The sequence below is a fragment of the Micromonospora sp. MH33 genome (assembly GCF_003013775.1).
GTDB classification, from domain to species: domain Bacteria; phylum Actinomycetota; class Actinomycetes; order Mycobacteriales; family Micromonosporaceae; genus Micromonospora; species Micromonospora fulviviridis.
Map to the genome: position 1 here is coordinate 36,041 of NZ_MUYZ01000015.1, position 13,456 is coordinate 49,496.

Annotated in this window: 11 protein-coding genes and 6 pseudogenes; 7 read left to right on the plus strand and 10 right to left on the minus strand. The window is 66.8% G+C overall.

Going from position 1 to position 13,456, the window contains the following annotated elements; translation table 11 throughout:
* Positions 1–4: 4 nt before the first annotated feature.
* The 4 genes from B0E53_RS04885 to B0E53_RS36890 form a co-directional block, all read right to left on the minus strand.
* Entirely contained in the window at positions 5–1,012 is a 1,008-nt protein-coding gene (locus B0E53_RS04885) for a class I SAM-dependent methyltransferase (protein ID WP_107074874.1), read from the minus strand.
* A 164-nt stretch (positions 1,013–1,176) separates the two neighbouring features.
* Positions 1,177–1,947 (minus strand): alpha/beta fold hydrolase, encoded by a 771-nt coding sequence (locus B0E53_RS04890; RefSeq protein WP_246835244.1) that lies wholly within the window; start codon positions 1,945–1,947, stop codon positions 1,177–1,179.
* A gap of 1,053 nt (positions 1,948–3,000) precedes the next feature.
* Positions 3,001–3,693 (minus strand): hypothetical protein, encoded by a 693-nt coding sequence (locus B0E53_RS04895; RefSeq protein WP_107074876.1) that lies wholly within the window; start codon positions 3,691–3,693, stop codon positions 3,001–3,003.
* 80 nt (positions 3,694–3,773) lie between these two features.
* Positions 3,774–4,067: a hypothetical protein gene (locus tag B0E53_RS36890; protein ID WP_146167589.1), complete on the minus strand. Its 294-nt coding sequence runs from the start codon at positions 4,065–4,067 to the stop codon at positions 3,774–3,776.
* Positions 4,068–4,195: 128 nt separating this feature from the next.
* On the opposite strand from B0E53_RS36890, the gene B0E53_RS04900 reads away from it, so the two are divergent.
* From B0E53_RS04900 to B0E53_RS39080, 3 genes are all read left to right on the plus strand, one after another.
* Positions 4,196–5,341, plus strand: a complete 1,146-nt coding sequence (locus B0E53_RS04900; protein WP_146167590.1) for a histidine kinase — start codon at positions 4,196–4,198, stop codon at positions 5,339–5,341.
* On the plus strand, positions 5,332–5,991 hold the full coding sequence (locus B0E53_RS04905; RefSeq protein ID WP_281492836.1) for a response regulator transcription factor: 660 nt from the start codon (positions 5,332–5,334) through the stop codon (positions 5,989–5,991). The genes B0E53_RS04900 and B0E53_RS04905 overlap by 10 nt, the downstream gene beginning before the upstream one ends.
* Before the next feature lie 242 nt (positions 5,992–6,233).
* Positions 6,234–6,569, plus strand: coding sequence for a hypothetical protein (locus B0E53_RS39080; RefSeq protein WP_246835245.1), 336 nt, complete (start codon positions 6,234–6,236; stop codon positions 6,567–6,569).
* A 248-nt stretch (positions 6,570–6,817) separates the two neighbouring features.
* On the opposite strand, the gene B0E53_RS37340 is transcribed toward B0E53_RS39080, so the two are convergent.
* Both B0E53_RS37340 and B0E53_RS04920 read right to left on the minus strand, forming a co-directional pair.
* Positions 6,818–7,024, minus strand: a complete 207-nt coding sequence (locus B0E53_RS37340; RefSeq protein ID WP_168215223.1) for a hypothetical protein — start codon at positions 7,022–7,024, stop codon at positions 6,818–6,820.
* A gap of 289 nt (positions 7,025–7,313) precedes the next feature.
* Positions 7,314–8,525 carry an MFS transporter gene (locus B0E53_RS04920; protein ID WP_107074880.1) on the minus strand — a complete coding sequence of 404 codons (1,212 nt, stop codon included), beginning with the start codon at positions 8,523–8,525 and terminating at the stop codon, positions 7,314–7,316.
* Between the two features lie 72 nt (positions 8,526–8,597).
* Between B0E53_RS04920 and B0E53_RS04925 the strand changes: the two genes are divergently transcribed.
* Positions 8,598–9,356 (plus strand): DeoR/GlpR family DNA-binding transcription regulator, encoded by a 759-nt coding sequence (locus B0E53_RS04925; protein ID WP_107074881.1) that lies wholly within the window; start codon positions 8,598–8,600, stop codon positions 9,354–9,356.
* A 199-nt stretch (positions 9,357–9,555) separates the two neighbouring features.
* Here the strand turns inward: B0E53_RS04925 and B0E53_RS40030 are convergent.
* Positions 9,556–9,796 (minus strand): annotated as a pseudogene (locus tag B0E53_RS40030) (transposase); the annotation flags it as partial.
* Positions 9,797–9,814: 18 nt separating this feature from the next.
* A pseudogene (locus B0E53_RS40035) lies at positions 9,815–10,228 on the minus strand (low temperature requirement protein A); the annotation flags it as partial.
* 985 nt (positions 10,229–11,213) lie between these two features.
* Between B0E53_RS40035 and B0E53_RS04945 the strand changes: the two are divergent.
* The 3 genes and pseudogenes from B0E53_RS04945 to B0E53_RS38520 form a co-directional block, all read left to right on the plus strand.
* Positions 11,214–11,443, plus strand: a pseudogene (locus B0E53_RS04945) (hypothetical protein); the annotation flags it as partial.
* A 77-nt stretch (positions 11,444–11,520) separates the two neighbouring features.
* Positions 11,521–11,733: pseudogene (locus B0E53_RS39085) on the plus strand (IS5/IS1182 family transposase); the annotation flags it as partial.
* 280 nt (positions 11,734–12,013) lie between these two features.
* The gene (locus B0E53_RS38520) at positions 12,014–12,184 is read left to right on the plus strand and encodes a cation transporting ATPase C-terminal domain-containing protein (protein ID WP_246835247.1); all 171 of its coding nucleotides are present in this window, start codon (positions 12,014–12,016) and stop codon (positions 12,182–12,184) included.
* Between the two features lie 124 nt (positions 12,185–12,308).
* Here the strand turns inward: B0E53_RS38520 and B0E53_RS04955 are convergent.
* Together B0E53_RS04955 and B0E53_RS04960 are read right to left on the minus strand one after the other, a co-directional pair.
* Positions 12,309–12,830: pseudogene (locus tag B0E53_RS04955) on the minus strand (transposase); the annotation flags it as partial.
* 122 nt (positions 12,831–12,952) lie between these two features.
* Positions 12,953–13,456: pseudogene (locus tag B0E53_RS04960) on the minus strand (amylo-alpha-1,6-glucosidase); the annotation flags it as partial.

Sequence of the window (13,456 nt, forward strand, 5' to 3'; positions counted from 1 at the left end):
GGGGTCATGCCGTCCTTGTCGCGACCGCGACGATCGCCATCCTGGGCACTTCGGCGACGAACTGCCCGTCGGTCCGGTAGAGCACCGGCCGCACCGGGATGTCGTCACGGCCACCGAGCGCGGCCAGGTAGCCGGTGTGGTCGAAGTGGTGCGTCAGCAGCCGCCACACCTCGTCATCGCTCAGCGTCGCGAAAAATTCCCGTATCCCGTACATGTCGCCGACATAGTCGCGTATCCGCGCGTACGCGGACTGTGCGGTGTCGGCGCGCACGATCAGCGGGTCATAGAGGTCGACGATGCGCACCGGCAGATCGGCCTGGGCGAACAGGCTGGCCAGTTCCGCCCGGCTGAAATGCTGGTAGTCGTGGCCACCGGAGGCGTGCGAATGCACCACCTCACCGAAGAATCGGGCCATCGGGCTCGACTCGTCGAAGTCGTGCAGCACGATCCGGCCACCGGGGCGGACCACCCGGGCCGCCTCCGCCACCGCCAGCGGCCGCTGGTGTGCCGGGATGTGATGCGTTCCGTAGGCGAGCAGCACCGCGTCCAGGCTGGCAGCGCGCAGAAACAGGAAGTGCGCGGCCTGGCGCACGGCGGGCAGGCCGTGCGCGAGCGCCTTGTCGACCATGTGGCCGGACAGGTCGCCCGTGATGAACGCCAGCTTGGACTCGAAACAGGCGGACTGGCTGCTCGCCGCGCGCGCCACGGTGCCGTCGCCGCCGAGCACGTCCAGGATGAGTGTGACCGGCTCGGATCCGGCTGGAGCGGCCAGCTCCAGCAGTTGCCGCATTCCGGTCCAGCGCACCAGGGTGTCGCGCTGGGCCCGGCGATAGGAATCGCCCCGGCCGGTGGAGTCGGTGTCGAATTCGCTCACCGTGGCGGCCAGCTCCGCCAGCGCCGCAGCCGCACCCGGGCGCTCGAAATCAAGCACCTCGCGCAGCTGGGGGTGGACGGTCGCCACCGTATGCAAGTACTCACGCAGAATCAAGGACGGCAAGTACGACGGGCTCATGAGCACCTCGGCGCACGCAACGGTTTGCCGCCTCGTCAGCGACGTCCCATCGATGAACGGATGGCGAACTGTAGCACCGCGTCTCGCCGGTCCGCCAGGTCGAACACCCGACACAATGGAAGCGCCGGTGCGGGCAAGAGTCCTTACACATCCTTTGTCGATAATTACGCCACAGCGGTGTGACGGGCGACGATGCGGCGCATAAGGTCCAAGATTTCCGACTGGTAGTCAGTCAGGAAGAAATGCCCACCGGCGAACACATGTCGCTGTGGCGGGGCCGCGCATTCCAGCGCCCACCCGGCCGCCCGGTCCAGGTCCACGTGCTCGTCCCCGTCGCCGAGCAGCACGTGCACCGGCAGCTCCAGCGGCGGCTCGGCACGGTAGGCGTACCGCTCGGACAGGGCGAAGTCGGCCCGGATACCCGGCAGAATGATCTCCATCATCTCCCGGTCCGCCAGCAATCCGGCCGGGGTGGCCCCGAAGTCGCGCAACGCCTCGATCAGGCCGGTGTCGTCGAGATCGTGACAGCGCTGCGTGATCAGCCGGGTCTGCGGCGCCTCGGCCCCGCTGACCAGCAGCGCCAGCGGATCGGGTGCGCCCCGGCGGCGCAGTTCCCGGGCCACCTCGAACGCCACCAGCGCGCCCAGGCTGTGCCCGAACAGCAGGAACGGCCCCGACGCCCGCTCGATGACCGCCGTCGTCAGCTGATCCACCAGCTCCGTAATGTCGTCGACGGGCGGCTCGTGCATCCGGATCCCCCTGGCCGGCATCAGCGCGACCTGCAACGACAGCTCCGGCTCAGCCATCGCCTGCCACTCCATGAACGACGCGGCGATGCCACCGGCATGCGGGAAGACGAAGACCTGCCCATCGCCGGTGGACTGCGCCACCGACCCGAACCAGCGGCTCGCGCCGCCCGCACTCGCCAGGGACATGACCGCGAGCATAGGTCAACCAGGCAGCGGAGCCGCCTAGTCCTTGGAACCTCGACCGCGCCTACTGCTGCCTGCCCCGACCTCCAGGTTCCGGGCGTATGAGTGTTCTCGGGCCGGGCAGGGGGACTCTCTACGGCCTCGCCCTGGTGTTGCTGGGTGCCGCCAGGGTTTCAGTTGTTTCGCGACGATTGGCGATGGTCCTGCTCAACTGTCGCGCCGGGGTTCGGCAGCTTGGTGTATCCCTTTGAGAACATGGGCCAGCCGGGCCATGGCAGCCTTCCGGCGCGGTCGGGCGGCGATGGCCAGTCCGGTGAGGATCAGGAGGCCGACCCCCAGTGATATCCCGGCCAGCGGCCAGCGGCTGCCCAGACTTGGGGGGCATGGTGGCGCATCGGAGGCGTCCCGGTGGTAGAAGCAACGGCGAATGCCACCACACCGGCGAGCGCGAGCGGCAGGAGCGGCGAGAGATGTGACAGCCGCTCCTGGACCTTGCGGAACGGCGGGTGATTGCGGACGGCGGCCGGCGCGTCCGAGCTAACGTCCGCGACCTTCAGAGCCTCGCCACGTGGGCATGCGCCGTGCGGAGCGTCCGGCTGGGACTGAAGGGGACTTGCGCGATCGAGGACTCCCGCCGCCGCTTCGGCACCTGACAGCGCCCTCGTACGCGCACCCTGACTTTGCCAGACAGTGGGCCGAAGTCCAGAGGCGACCCACCGATGGGCAACCCCACTGGCTGCCCTCCCGAGAACGACATGGACGTCGTGGCCCTCCTCAACGACCGCGGCGTGCCGCAATGCCCGCGAACGGTCCCTGCTGCTGGGCAAGGCAGCCGCGCTGAGATGACATCGGCCGTCCGGGTCGCAGCCGGTGCCTGCGGGCGGGCTCACCCGGCCCAGCTCGACACGTCGATGCCACGGGCAAGAGATGGCCGGCCGGCAAGGGTCCGACCCGCGCTGCGGCAGGTCGGACTCCTTGTTCAACGCTGTTGCTGTTATCGCCCCGGGGGCCACCGCTACCGGGACAGCCCCTTGCGGTCCGGGAGTTGGATCTCGGTCAACGAGTGAGCGAATGAATTCGTTCCCCGCTTGATGCAGCAGTCACTCCGGTCTTGAGGACCGCTCGGCCCAGGACGCCGAACCAGATCACGTTGATCAGTCCGATGAGGGCGACAGAGCCCCAACCGTTTGCGGCGTAGAACGAGGCCGCGTCCATGCCGAAGAAGAGTGACGGCACGAGCGCAAGGTTGGCTGCGGCCAGGATGATGCTGCATCGACGGACCCGGGCCGAGAAAATACCATTACGGGTCGCGATGCTCAGCGCGATAAGGTACGTGGCCACGAGGACCCGAGCGATGGGGCCGTGCAGGAGGACGACCGCGGACGCGAGCGGGCCGTCCACGGTCGGATCCAGGGAACCGTCCGGGTACCACAGGGACGTTCCGGTCTCCAACGACGCGGAAACCAGGGTGACCACGACATAGGCCTGTAGCGCCGTGACCGCAAGCGCTCCCGAGAGCCCCGGGTCCCCATGTCGGCTGGCCCTGAGCATGCGAGACAGGCCGACCGAGAAAATGAGGAAGCCAGTGAACGTGGCGACGGTGATGAGGTTGCGACCGAGCACGTTCGCCAGGGGCGGCGGCCCGGAGTAGACGAAGTACAGCGCAACCATCAGCACCGACACGACTCCGCCGGCGATTCCGCTCAGACCTGTGACGCGTCGCTGAATCGAGGTGAACGTGGTGGGCATGTTTGCTCCAGAGGAGTGTGGGGTTCGGGTGGGGTTGCGCCCGGGCGGCGCGCTGAGTTCCGCTGGCGCGTCCGGTCCGGTCATCGGATGTCTGCGGCCAGCCCGTCGGCGACTGTGAGTCCGCCGACAACTGCGGTGGTGGCGACCGCGGTGAGAAGCCACCATGGCGAGTCCAGATCGCCGCCGATAACACCGATCAGTAGCCAGATCACCACTTGAATGAGGGTCGCGAGAGAGCCGACCACGGCGGTGATCTGTCGAGCGGCGAGGATCCGCCGAGGGGACCCGGTTGGCGTGCTAGGTGGCCTCAGTACGTCGCCAACGAAGCTTCGAGTACGTTCGCCGATGGTTTGCAAAGTCGGGGTGGAGTTCATGGCCACAATTCCGCCAGGTTTCACGACACCGCACATCGATCCTTCCGGGCAGACTCACCAACTAAAGTTGTACGAGCGGTCGACGGAAGGGCATTGCATGCGGGCGATCTCTTCCCTAGGCTCGTCGCGTGAGCGAGGACGAAACCGCAATCCAGCCGGGCCGCGGGTGGCTGTCGTATGTCCGACCCGCATTCTTGGTGCTTGTTTCGTTCGCGGGCGGACTTGCCCTTCTATATGGAGTTCTGCAGCAGGCTCCGGCGGGTGCAGCACGCTGGATTGATGTGCTGTTCGGTGCCTTGGCCAGCGCGGCCCTGGTGTTCTCTCGCCGTGCGCCCGTACCGGTGGCGCTGGCTTTGGCGGGGGTCGCCGCCGTATTCGCCTCCGGCGGACTGGCAAATATGTTGGCACTTTACGCCGTGGCACGCCATCGACAGCTGACGGTGGCGCTGCTCATCGCATCGTTCAATGTCGTCTGCGGCTGCTTCTTTTGGACGCTGTATCCCAAGAACAGCTCGCTGTTGTTGACCTTCACGGTCAACGTCGCCATCGCCGCGGCATTGACCGCTTGGGGTGCATTACGGCAGGCGCAAAAAGCATTGCTCGACTCTTACCGGGAGCGGGCGGAGCGGCTGGAGCGGGAACAAGAATTGCGGGAGAGAGAGATTCGCCGTGCCGAGCGCACCCGGATTGCGAGGGAAATGCATGACGCCGTCGCGCATCGGATCTCTCTCGTGGCTCTGCACGCGGGTGGCCTCGATGTCATGCCGGATCCGGCCCAGAGCGATGTCCGCCGGTCTGCCGAGTTGATCAGATCTGCCGCCGTCCAGGCGTTGGAGGAACTGCGCGTGGCAATTGGTGTTCTGCGAGCCGACGAGCCTCGATCACTGGAGCAACCGGGACTGGACCGTGTCGACGACTTGCTCCGCGACGCCACGGACGCCGGTCAGCGAGTGGCGGTAGCGAGGACTCCCGACATCGCGGACGGTGTCCCGCCAGATGTGGGACGCGCCGCTTATCGCATCGTCCAGGAAGGGCTGACGAATGCCCGGAAACACGCCCCCGGCTCCGCTGTGTCGCTCACCCTGCGGCGCACATCCGGCGGTTTACTCCTGCAAATACGCAATCCCCTGACGGCCGAGAGGCTGGAGATGCCCGGGTCCGATCGCGGCCTGATTGGGCTGACAGAACGAGTCGCTCTGACGGGCGGAACATTGCATTACGGCATCTCAGAATCCCACCAATTCGAACTGTGTGCGGAGCTGACGTGGAAGTGACCCGAGTACTGATCGTTGATGACGATGCCATGGTGCGGACCGGATTGCGCATGGTGCTGTCGGCAGATCCCACCATCCAGGTGGTTGGTGAGGCCGCCAACGGTCAGGAAGCCCTGGACCGGACTCGCAACGATCCGGTCGATGTCGTGATGATGGATCTCCAGATGCCCGTCATGGACGGCGTCACCGCGACTCGGCAACTGCGCCGGCGCCCGGATCCACCCGCGGTGTTGATCCTCACCACCTTCCATCTCGACCACTACGTGCTGGAAGCGCTTGCGGCGGGCGCCCTCGGCTACCTGCTCAAGGAGACCGCACCGCAGGAAATCGCGCGGGCTGTGCACATGGCGGCCGCCGGTGATTCGGTGTTCTCGGCGCAGGTCACAGAGCGGCTGGTGTCGCACATCAGCAGTCGGGAAAGCGATCCGCAAACGCACGAGGCTCGGCGCCGGCTCGCGCAGCTCACAGAACGGGAGATGGAGGTGGCTGAGGGAATCGCCGCAGGCAGCTCGAACGCTTCCATCGCTGGCGACATGTTCATGAGCGAGGCGACCGTGAAGACGCACGTGTCGCGAATACTGTCCAAGACCGCGGCCGAGAACCGCGTGCAGGTAGCCCTACTTGTCTATCAGGCGCGCCGCACGTCCTGACCGGGTCACACCTCCCGCGCCGGGCGTACCGGAGGCTCGTGACGGTGCCGTCGAAGGTGCGGGCCTCGACGAGCGTCATGGCCTGACGCCGGGCCAACGGCGGGAAGAATCGGGTGCCGGCGCCGAGCACGATGGGATGCACGAAGATCTGGTACTCGTCGATCAGGTCGGCCTCGGCGAGGGCGGCGACGGTCTGTAATCCACCGAAGACGTAGCTGGGCCCGTCCGCGGCGTCGGCCGCCTTGCGGACCAACGCCGGGTCGGCCACCACCGACGCGTTCCAGTCCGCCGAGGTCAGCGTGCGGGAGACGACGACCTTGGGCCTGGGCCGCCAGATCCGTGCGTACGGGTCCTGGTTCGGCGTGCTGTTCAAGGGTGTCGGCGATCGGCCAGAAGGCCGCCATCATCTCGAAGACCGCGCGGCCGTAGACGAACAGTCCCGCCTCGCGCAGCGTGGTGACGAAATGGGTGTGCAGGTCGTTCCCGATGTACGGCCAGCGAACTCGCCGTTTGGTCCAAAGGTAAAGCCCGTCGAGCGACGACTGCATCCATATGATGATCTTGTTCATTGGGCATGATTTCTCCGTTAGGCAGCGGTTGCGGCTGAGGTGAGGTCCACTTCAGCCAAATCCGTAGCGAGTCACCCGACAACACCAGCACCGATCCTGGCGGCAGCTCACCCAGAACCGCCAGATCTGACACTCACAGATCCGTAGCTCCGGGCGATGCGATCTCCTGCGGTCGTCCCCGACGTCGCACAGCTCCTGGTCGCCGCCTGGTAGCTCTTGCGGCTCGATCGGTTGCTGTACCGCGTAAACGCCAGACCTCACTGCCACCGAGCGTCATCGCCGCGCACGAGGCGATCCGCAAACAGCACTCCTCCCAGCGCATCCGCGTCGAGCATGCCATCGGACACCTGAAGAACTGGCGGATTCTGGGCCGCTACCACGGCCGACGTGAATCCTTCGACGCCAGCATCCGCGCGATCGCCGGCCTCATGTCCGAGCACCAACACACCGACCGCATCGAACACAACGCCCGGCGGATCAGGGCACTACCCGCTGCACCCAAAGTTCGATGAGACGGTGCTGCTCCTTCTACCGTCAACCGTGCACGAGGTCGTTAGGTCGGCCGAGCCCGCTGCCGCAGCCCCGCCCCGGGGGAGGCGGCCATCTGGGTCTACCTCAGCCGGATTTTCGGCGTTCCCGCTTTCGTTGCGTACGATCGTACGTTGTTTGTACGATCGTACGCATGACTCTTCTTGATCTTGTTGAAGGCTCTAACAGGATCGGGAGAATCCGCCGGCGGCATCAAGGTGTGGCTCAGATGGCGCGGACGCTGGCCGCTGGCAGGTCGGCTACCTGTGGCTGCGGATCTTCTGCCTTGGATCGAAGGACGTCGGCGGTGAGGGTGGCGACTACGCAGAAGGCCACGGGCAGGAAGAATGTGTAGTTCAACGGCGTAAGGTGGGTGAGGGGTCCGATGATGGCGGGCCCGGCGAGCATGCCCAGGTAGCCGAGGCCGGCGACGCGGGAGACGTTTGCTCCGGCGGCGTTGGGGTTGGCGTGGCCGGCCGCGCTGAAGAGTTGCGGGATGGTGCCAGACAGCCCGATACCGAACAGTACCCATCCGGCGATAGCCAGCGGGATCGATGGTGAAAGGGCGACCATCGTGAGGGCGAGTGCCGCCAGTGCCGATCCGTAGCGGACGATGGCGACGGGGCCGAAGCGTGCGGCGACCCGGTCGGTGAGGAAGCGCCCAATCGTCATGGCGGTGGCGAACGCACCGTAGGCGAGGGCGGCGGTGGCGGCGGGCGCGTCGAGCACGTCGCGCATGGCCAGCACGCTCCAGTCGTTGGCGACGCCTTCGCTGAGCATCAGCATCAAGGCGAGTGCGGCGAGCGCCCAGATGCGTAGGGGCGTGGTCCGCCAGGTGGTGGCCTTGGCGGTGGAGCGCTCCGGCGCGCTGGCGGCTTCTGGCCTCTGTAACAGTGCGGGTGCGACGACTGCGGTGATGGCGAGGGCGAGGAGACTGGCCGCGGCTAGGGTGGCCGTCGTGCTCCAACCCCAGCTGAGGGTCCGAGCGCCGACCAGCGCGGCGAGAACTCCGCCGATGGAGAACACGGCGTGGAACGCGGACATGATCGGACGCTTGTACCGGGCTTCGACCTGAACAGCGTGGGTGTTCATGCTGACGTCCAGGCTGCCGTTGCCAATGCCAAATGCCAGCAGTGCCACGCCCAGTGTCCACGCGTTCGCGGCAAGCGCGGGCAGGACCAGCGCCATACTGCACAGCGCCGCGCTCAGCGGCACGACCTTGCGAGCGCCGAAACGGTCGGTAAGCGGCCCGACCAGTTGCATTCCGGCGAAGGCGCCGGCGCCGAGGAGCAGCAGGAGCCAGCCGAGCACGGCGTGGCTGATTCCTGCCCGGTGTTCGACGGCGGGGATGTGGACGATCCAGATCCCCAAGACGAAGCCGTTGAGGGCGAAGTAGGCGAAGGTGGCCAGCCGGGCGGCCCGCAAGGATCTCGTCATGCTTCGAACATAACAAACATGCTACGCGTTCGAAAACTTGTTGATCGAACGCACGAGGTGTTCAATGAGCGCATGGCGAGCGTGGACCGACACCAACAGATCACCGATGCCGTACGGCAGGCCGGGCAGCTCAGCGTGGCGGCGCTGGCGGAACTGACCAGCACCTCGGAGATGACGATCCGCCGAGACCTGGAGATCCTGGCCGAACAGGGCGTCCTGGAGCGTTACCGCGGTGGGGCCAGAAGTCTGCTGTTGCGCGGCGAGGAGCCCCCGTTCGCGCTTCGCGCACACGATGACCTGGCGGTCAAGCAGCGCATCGCCGCAGCGGTAGCCGGGATGATTGCCGACGGCGAGGCGGTCGTCATCGACAGCGGCACTACCTGCCTCGAAGTGGCCCGCGCCCTGACCCACCGCCGCCTGACCGTCATGCCGCTGTCCCTGCACGCGGCCAACGCACTGGTCGGCGCACCCCAGCTGAGGCTTCTCCTGCCCGGCGGGGAGCCGCGCCCCGGTGAGTTGGCGCTCACCGGCCCCCTCGCGGAGGCGTCGCTTGCCGCGCTGCGCTTCGACACCGCAGTCATCGGCTGTTGTGGCCTGAACGCCTCGAACGGCCTGACCGCGTACGACCTGGCCGACGCTGCGATCAAGCGTGCCGTGATGGCCTCGGCCAACCGCGTCATCGCGGTCGCCGAGGCGGGCAAGTTCTCCCGCACCGCCCTCGCCTTCGTCGCGCCGACGTCCGCGCTGCACGCCGTCGTGACCGGAGACGACGCCCCACACGACGAGGCTGACGCACTGGAAGCCGCCGGCGTCGTCGTGCGAAGGGTGTGACCCGATGGCGGACACCGGCTCTTCGACCTGTTCGGCGTCATCGCCCGCCAGCAGTCCTCTTCCCGCCAGGAGTTGCTGGTGACGACGGCGGCTGTCTCAGCCCCCGGGTTCTGGGAGTCTTAGCTTGTCGTTCAACCCGTCTGATCTCGTCGTTCGGCGATGGTGAGGGCGCGTTTCACGGTCTTCCCGACGTCGTAGCTGGTGTGCGGATCTTGGGTCGGGTCCAGTCCAGTGCCTGTTTGAGGAGCCGGAAGGTGTGTTCGAGGTCGAATCTGCGCAGGTAGGACTGCCAGCTGCGGTCCACGTCCGCGGCGGTGGCCGTGGTGATGGAGGTCCACAGCCAGACTGGTTTCGGGTGGCGGTCGCCGGGCAGGGGGGCCGACCTGCAGCCGGATCAGGGCGCCTTCGATGATCGGCAGGTCGCCTTCGTGGTCGAGCCAGCGCTCGGCGGGGCTGTCCCGCAGCGCGTGCCAGAGGAGCAGCACGTGCACGAGGCGGAACACGGCGTAGCTGACCGCCGCGGTGATCGGCCCGGCGGCGCCCCGCACATCCCGGAACGCCTGCGGCAGCGACAGGGAGAAGCTGAACAGCGACGCCATGCCGACCGTCATCAGCACCGGCACGAAGCCCTCGCTGAGCCGGACCCGGGTAGCGACCACGCTGTGCAACACCCACGACCACCACAACACGGCGAGAACCAGTAGCGCGTGAAACAGCGCCCCGGCAGTGACATCCCGCGCCGTGGACCGGGTAATGATGAAGAACGAGAAGACGAAAACCAGGTCGAAGAACACCTCGAACCGGTCCACCCGGGCTGCAGGCGCCACCGGCACCGCAGGACCAAGGCTCCCCCGCCACCCGAAGCCCCTCACCCGACGAGTCTTTCAACGGCCGGGCGCTCCCGCGCCAAGTTCCGGCACAACGACGGGCGTCAGAGCCCGCGGTGGCCGTCTCGGATCCACCCCGTTCACCAGCAAGATCTCAAACGGCGGCTGCGGCGCAGGCGGCATCGTCAGTACCGATGCGCCCGCCCGAGCAGCAATTAGCCTTCAAGGAACCATTAGTCCCAGGAGGCACTCGAAACACTGCGACGCGCTTTCCCAGCTGTTACGCGAGCGAGCACAGCGCCCCATTTATGCGACCAACCAAAGAGAAGAAGAATCAGCAATGCCGCAGGTAGTCAGCCCTGCGGACGTGGCGAGAGCACCGTCTTAGGGAACCGATGCTCTATCCCCTGAGCTACGAGGGCGCGACGGCCCAGTGTAGCGACCCGCGCGTTGACCCGGGGTCGCAGGAAGTGGCCCGCGTTGAGCTGCACCGCCCCGGCCCACGGGACCAGCGGATGACCACACGTCGACCACACGGGTCGCGCCAGCGGCCGTGATCCCTGACCCGCGTTGACCAGGAGTGGCACCGGTTACCCCACGACGGCACCTGCTGGAGAGCACACAACGCGCACATCGTCAAGATCAGCCATCGCCACCTGCGCTCTCGGCAGAGGGCCAACAGCGCGGCACCGGGCTCTCAGCGGTGACGGGCGAGGAGACGCTTGATCAACCAGAACATCTGATCCGTAGACCGAAGCCTGTCTATTGGCATGATCGGGTTGGTCGGCCGTCCGCCCCGGTCCCGCCCGGTCTGCGCGGGTCCCCACAAGGACCTGGGTGAGCGTGTAGGGGCTCAGAACCCTGGTACCTGCGGTGACCTGCTGCTTCTTGAGGATCTATGCGGCTCGTTCGTACTCGTTGATCAGCCCGCCGAGGATCGGTTTTCGCCGTATCCGCCGCTGCTCGGCAAGGTCGACGACGGTGGCCGGTGGGCGTGGCGGTGACAGGTTCAAACGCAGGCCCGGTGGAGGTCGTAAACGGGCTGTTGAGGTGGAAGGAACTGGTCGGCCAGTTCAGCCACGCCGGCCGGCAGTGGCGGCCCCAAGGCGAGCCGGTGGCCACCCTCACCCACGACTTCCCCGACGGCTGCTGATCACCGCGGACGCCGGTGGCCCCAACGGCTACCGCACCCGCGCCTGGAAAGCCGAGCTGGCCACCCTCGCCGTCCAGACCGGCCTTCAGATCACCGTATGTCACTTCCGTGGCGATCCCGACGGTGACGGAGGCCCTGCTCACCGCCCACAGGCCGACCGGCGAGATCGCCCACAAGGGCGTCAAAAGCCCCGGTCCAGGCCACCCGGCGGTAGCACATCGAGCGCACGAACGCCTGGCACAACGCCTTCAACCGCCTACAACGCCGCTACGAACGCAAAGAAGACGTGGCCAGCGCTCACTTCAACCTCGCTGATGCCATCGTCACCATCCGTAGCCTCATCCGCCAGGCATGGTTCTTGTACCGGTGGGACACCCGCCCCACCCGCCGACCATGAAGGCAACCCATCTGCGCGACCGCTCAGCCAGTTGACCGAAAACGCCGAGCACGATGTTCCCCCAGCAACTCCACCCGCTGCGCCAGCCTCGTTGAAGGGCACCTTTTCACTCATGACGCCGCCCGCATCTCGGCCCGCAGTTCCTCGTCGCCCAACATGCTCAACCCGTTACCTCCTCTGCTATCTCACGGCCGGGCCGTAGCAGCGGGTTCACTCGGCGCAACAACGTTCAACGACCCCGGTACCGGCGGCGTCCATCCGCCCCATCGTCGCCTGCCAGATCGGCACCGCCCGCGCCGCCCGCACCGAACGGGCCTCGCTCCGCTCCATCGGCCTGGCGACCAACCGCCTCCTGCTTCGGGGAATCGCGTTCGAACTCGCCTTCGCCGCCACCATCGTCGCCGTGCCGCCGCTACAGACGATCTTCGGCACCGCCCCGCCCGCCCCCTGATGCTCGCCCTCCTGATCGCCTTCCCGATACTCCTATGGGCGCCTGACAAGATACGGCGAGCGGTACTACGCCGCGCCGGACGCGGGAGTGTCAAGTTAACGGCTGATCTTGGTTGTTGAGGTGGTCAGTGGTTGGCCGGGGTGAGCCGGCCTTCGAAGGCGATCTGGAAGGCGTTCAATGGCGCCTTCCAGCGCATGGTCCAGCGCCGGCGGCCGGCGCCGGTGGGGTCGAGGCTCATCAACGCCATGTAGACGCACTTGAGCGCGGCTTGTTCGTTGGGGAAGTGTCCGCGGGCGCGGACGGCTTTGCGGATGCGGGCGTTGACGCTCTCGATCGCATTGGTGGAGCAGATGACCTTGCGGATCTCGACGTCGAAGGCGAGGAACGGCACGAACTCGGCCCACGCGTCGGACCACAGCTTCACGATCGCCGGCTACTTCTTCCCCCAGGCGTCGGCGAACTCCATGAACCGCTCGGTCGCGGCGTCCTCCGTCGGTGCGGTGTAGACCGGCTTGAGCGCCTTGGCGATCTTGTCCCAGTCCTGCCGGGCCGCGTAGCGGAACGAGTTGCGCAGAAGGTGAACCACGCACGTTTGAACGATCGTGCGTGGCCAGACCATCTCCACCACCTCGGGCAGGCTTTGACCTGGCATTTTGAAGATCATTTTCGGCCTCTGCCGTGCCATACTGGTTCGCAGGGGTTGTGAACTGCGGCTTTGTCTGCCGCAGCACTGGTCACCGGCATTGGTCGGCGGCAACGCCGCCACGCTCATCTGTCGGCCGCGTTCGCCTCCTGGGATGTCACGCTGCCGATGGCGTCGACGCGGCCCCACCGTCCGGGGATGTCGAGCAGTTCGATGCGACCGAACCGTTCGGGCAGTGCCGGCGCGACCACCAGATCATCGCCGTAGGGCTCGAGGCCGAGCAGCGTGCGTATCAGCAGCAGGGGCGCTGCGGTGGCCAGGGCCTGTGGGCTGTTCGCCGCGGGTTCCTGTACGGGGTGCCGGGTCAACTCGCGGTCGTAGCCGCCGAAGGCTTCCGGAAGTCGTCCCTGGAAGTACCGGGACGCGTCGATGATTCCCTCGGCGATCTGCCCGGCTTCCTGGTGGAATCCGTAGCGGCGTAGCCCCCAGGCGATGAAGGCGTTGTCGAATGGCCAGACGGTGCCGACGTGGTAGCCGAGTGGGTTGTACTGCCCCTCCCCCTGCGCGAGGGTGCGTACGCCCCAGCCGGAAAAGAGGCGGGGGCCGAGCAGGTGTTCGGCGATCTTCGG

Coding starts and splice junctions, on each gene's coding strand:
- B0E53_RS04885 (WP_107074874.1), bottom strand. CDS start 1,012: ATGAGCCCGTCGTACTTGCCGTCCTTGATTCTGCGTGAGTACTTGCAT.
- B0E53_RS04890 (WP_246835244.1), bottom strand. CDS start 1,947: ATGTCCCTGGCGAGTGCGGGCGGCGCGAGCCGCTGGTTCGGGTCGGTG.
- B0E53_RS04895 (WP_107074876.1), bottom strand. CDS start 3,693: ATGCCCACCACGTTCACCTCGATTCAGCGACGCGTCACAGGTCTGAGC.
- B0E53_RS36890 (WP_146167589.1), bottom strand. CDS start 4,067: ATGAACTCCACCCCGACTTTGCAAACCATCGGCGAACGTACTCGAAGC.
- B0E53_RS04920 (WP_107074880.1), bottom strand. CDS start 8,525: ATGACGAGATCCTTGCGGGCCGCCCGGCTGGCCACCTTCGCCTACTTC.
- B0E53_RS04925 (WP_107074881.1), top strand. CDS start 8,598: ATGGCGAGCGTGGACCGACACCAACAGATCACCGATGCCGTACGGCAG.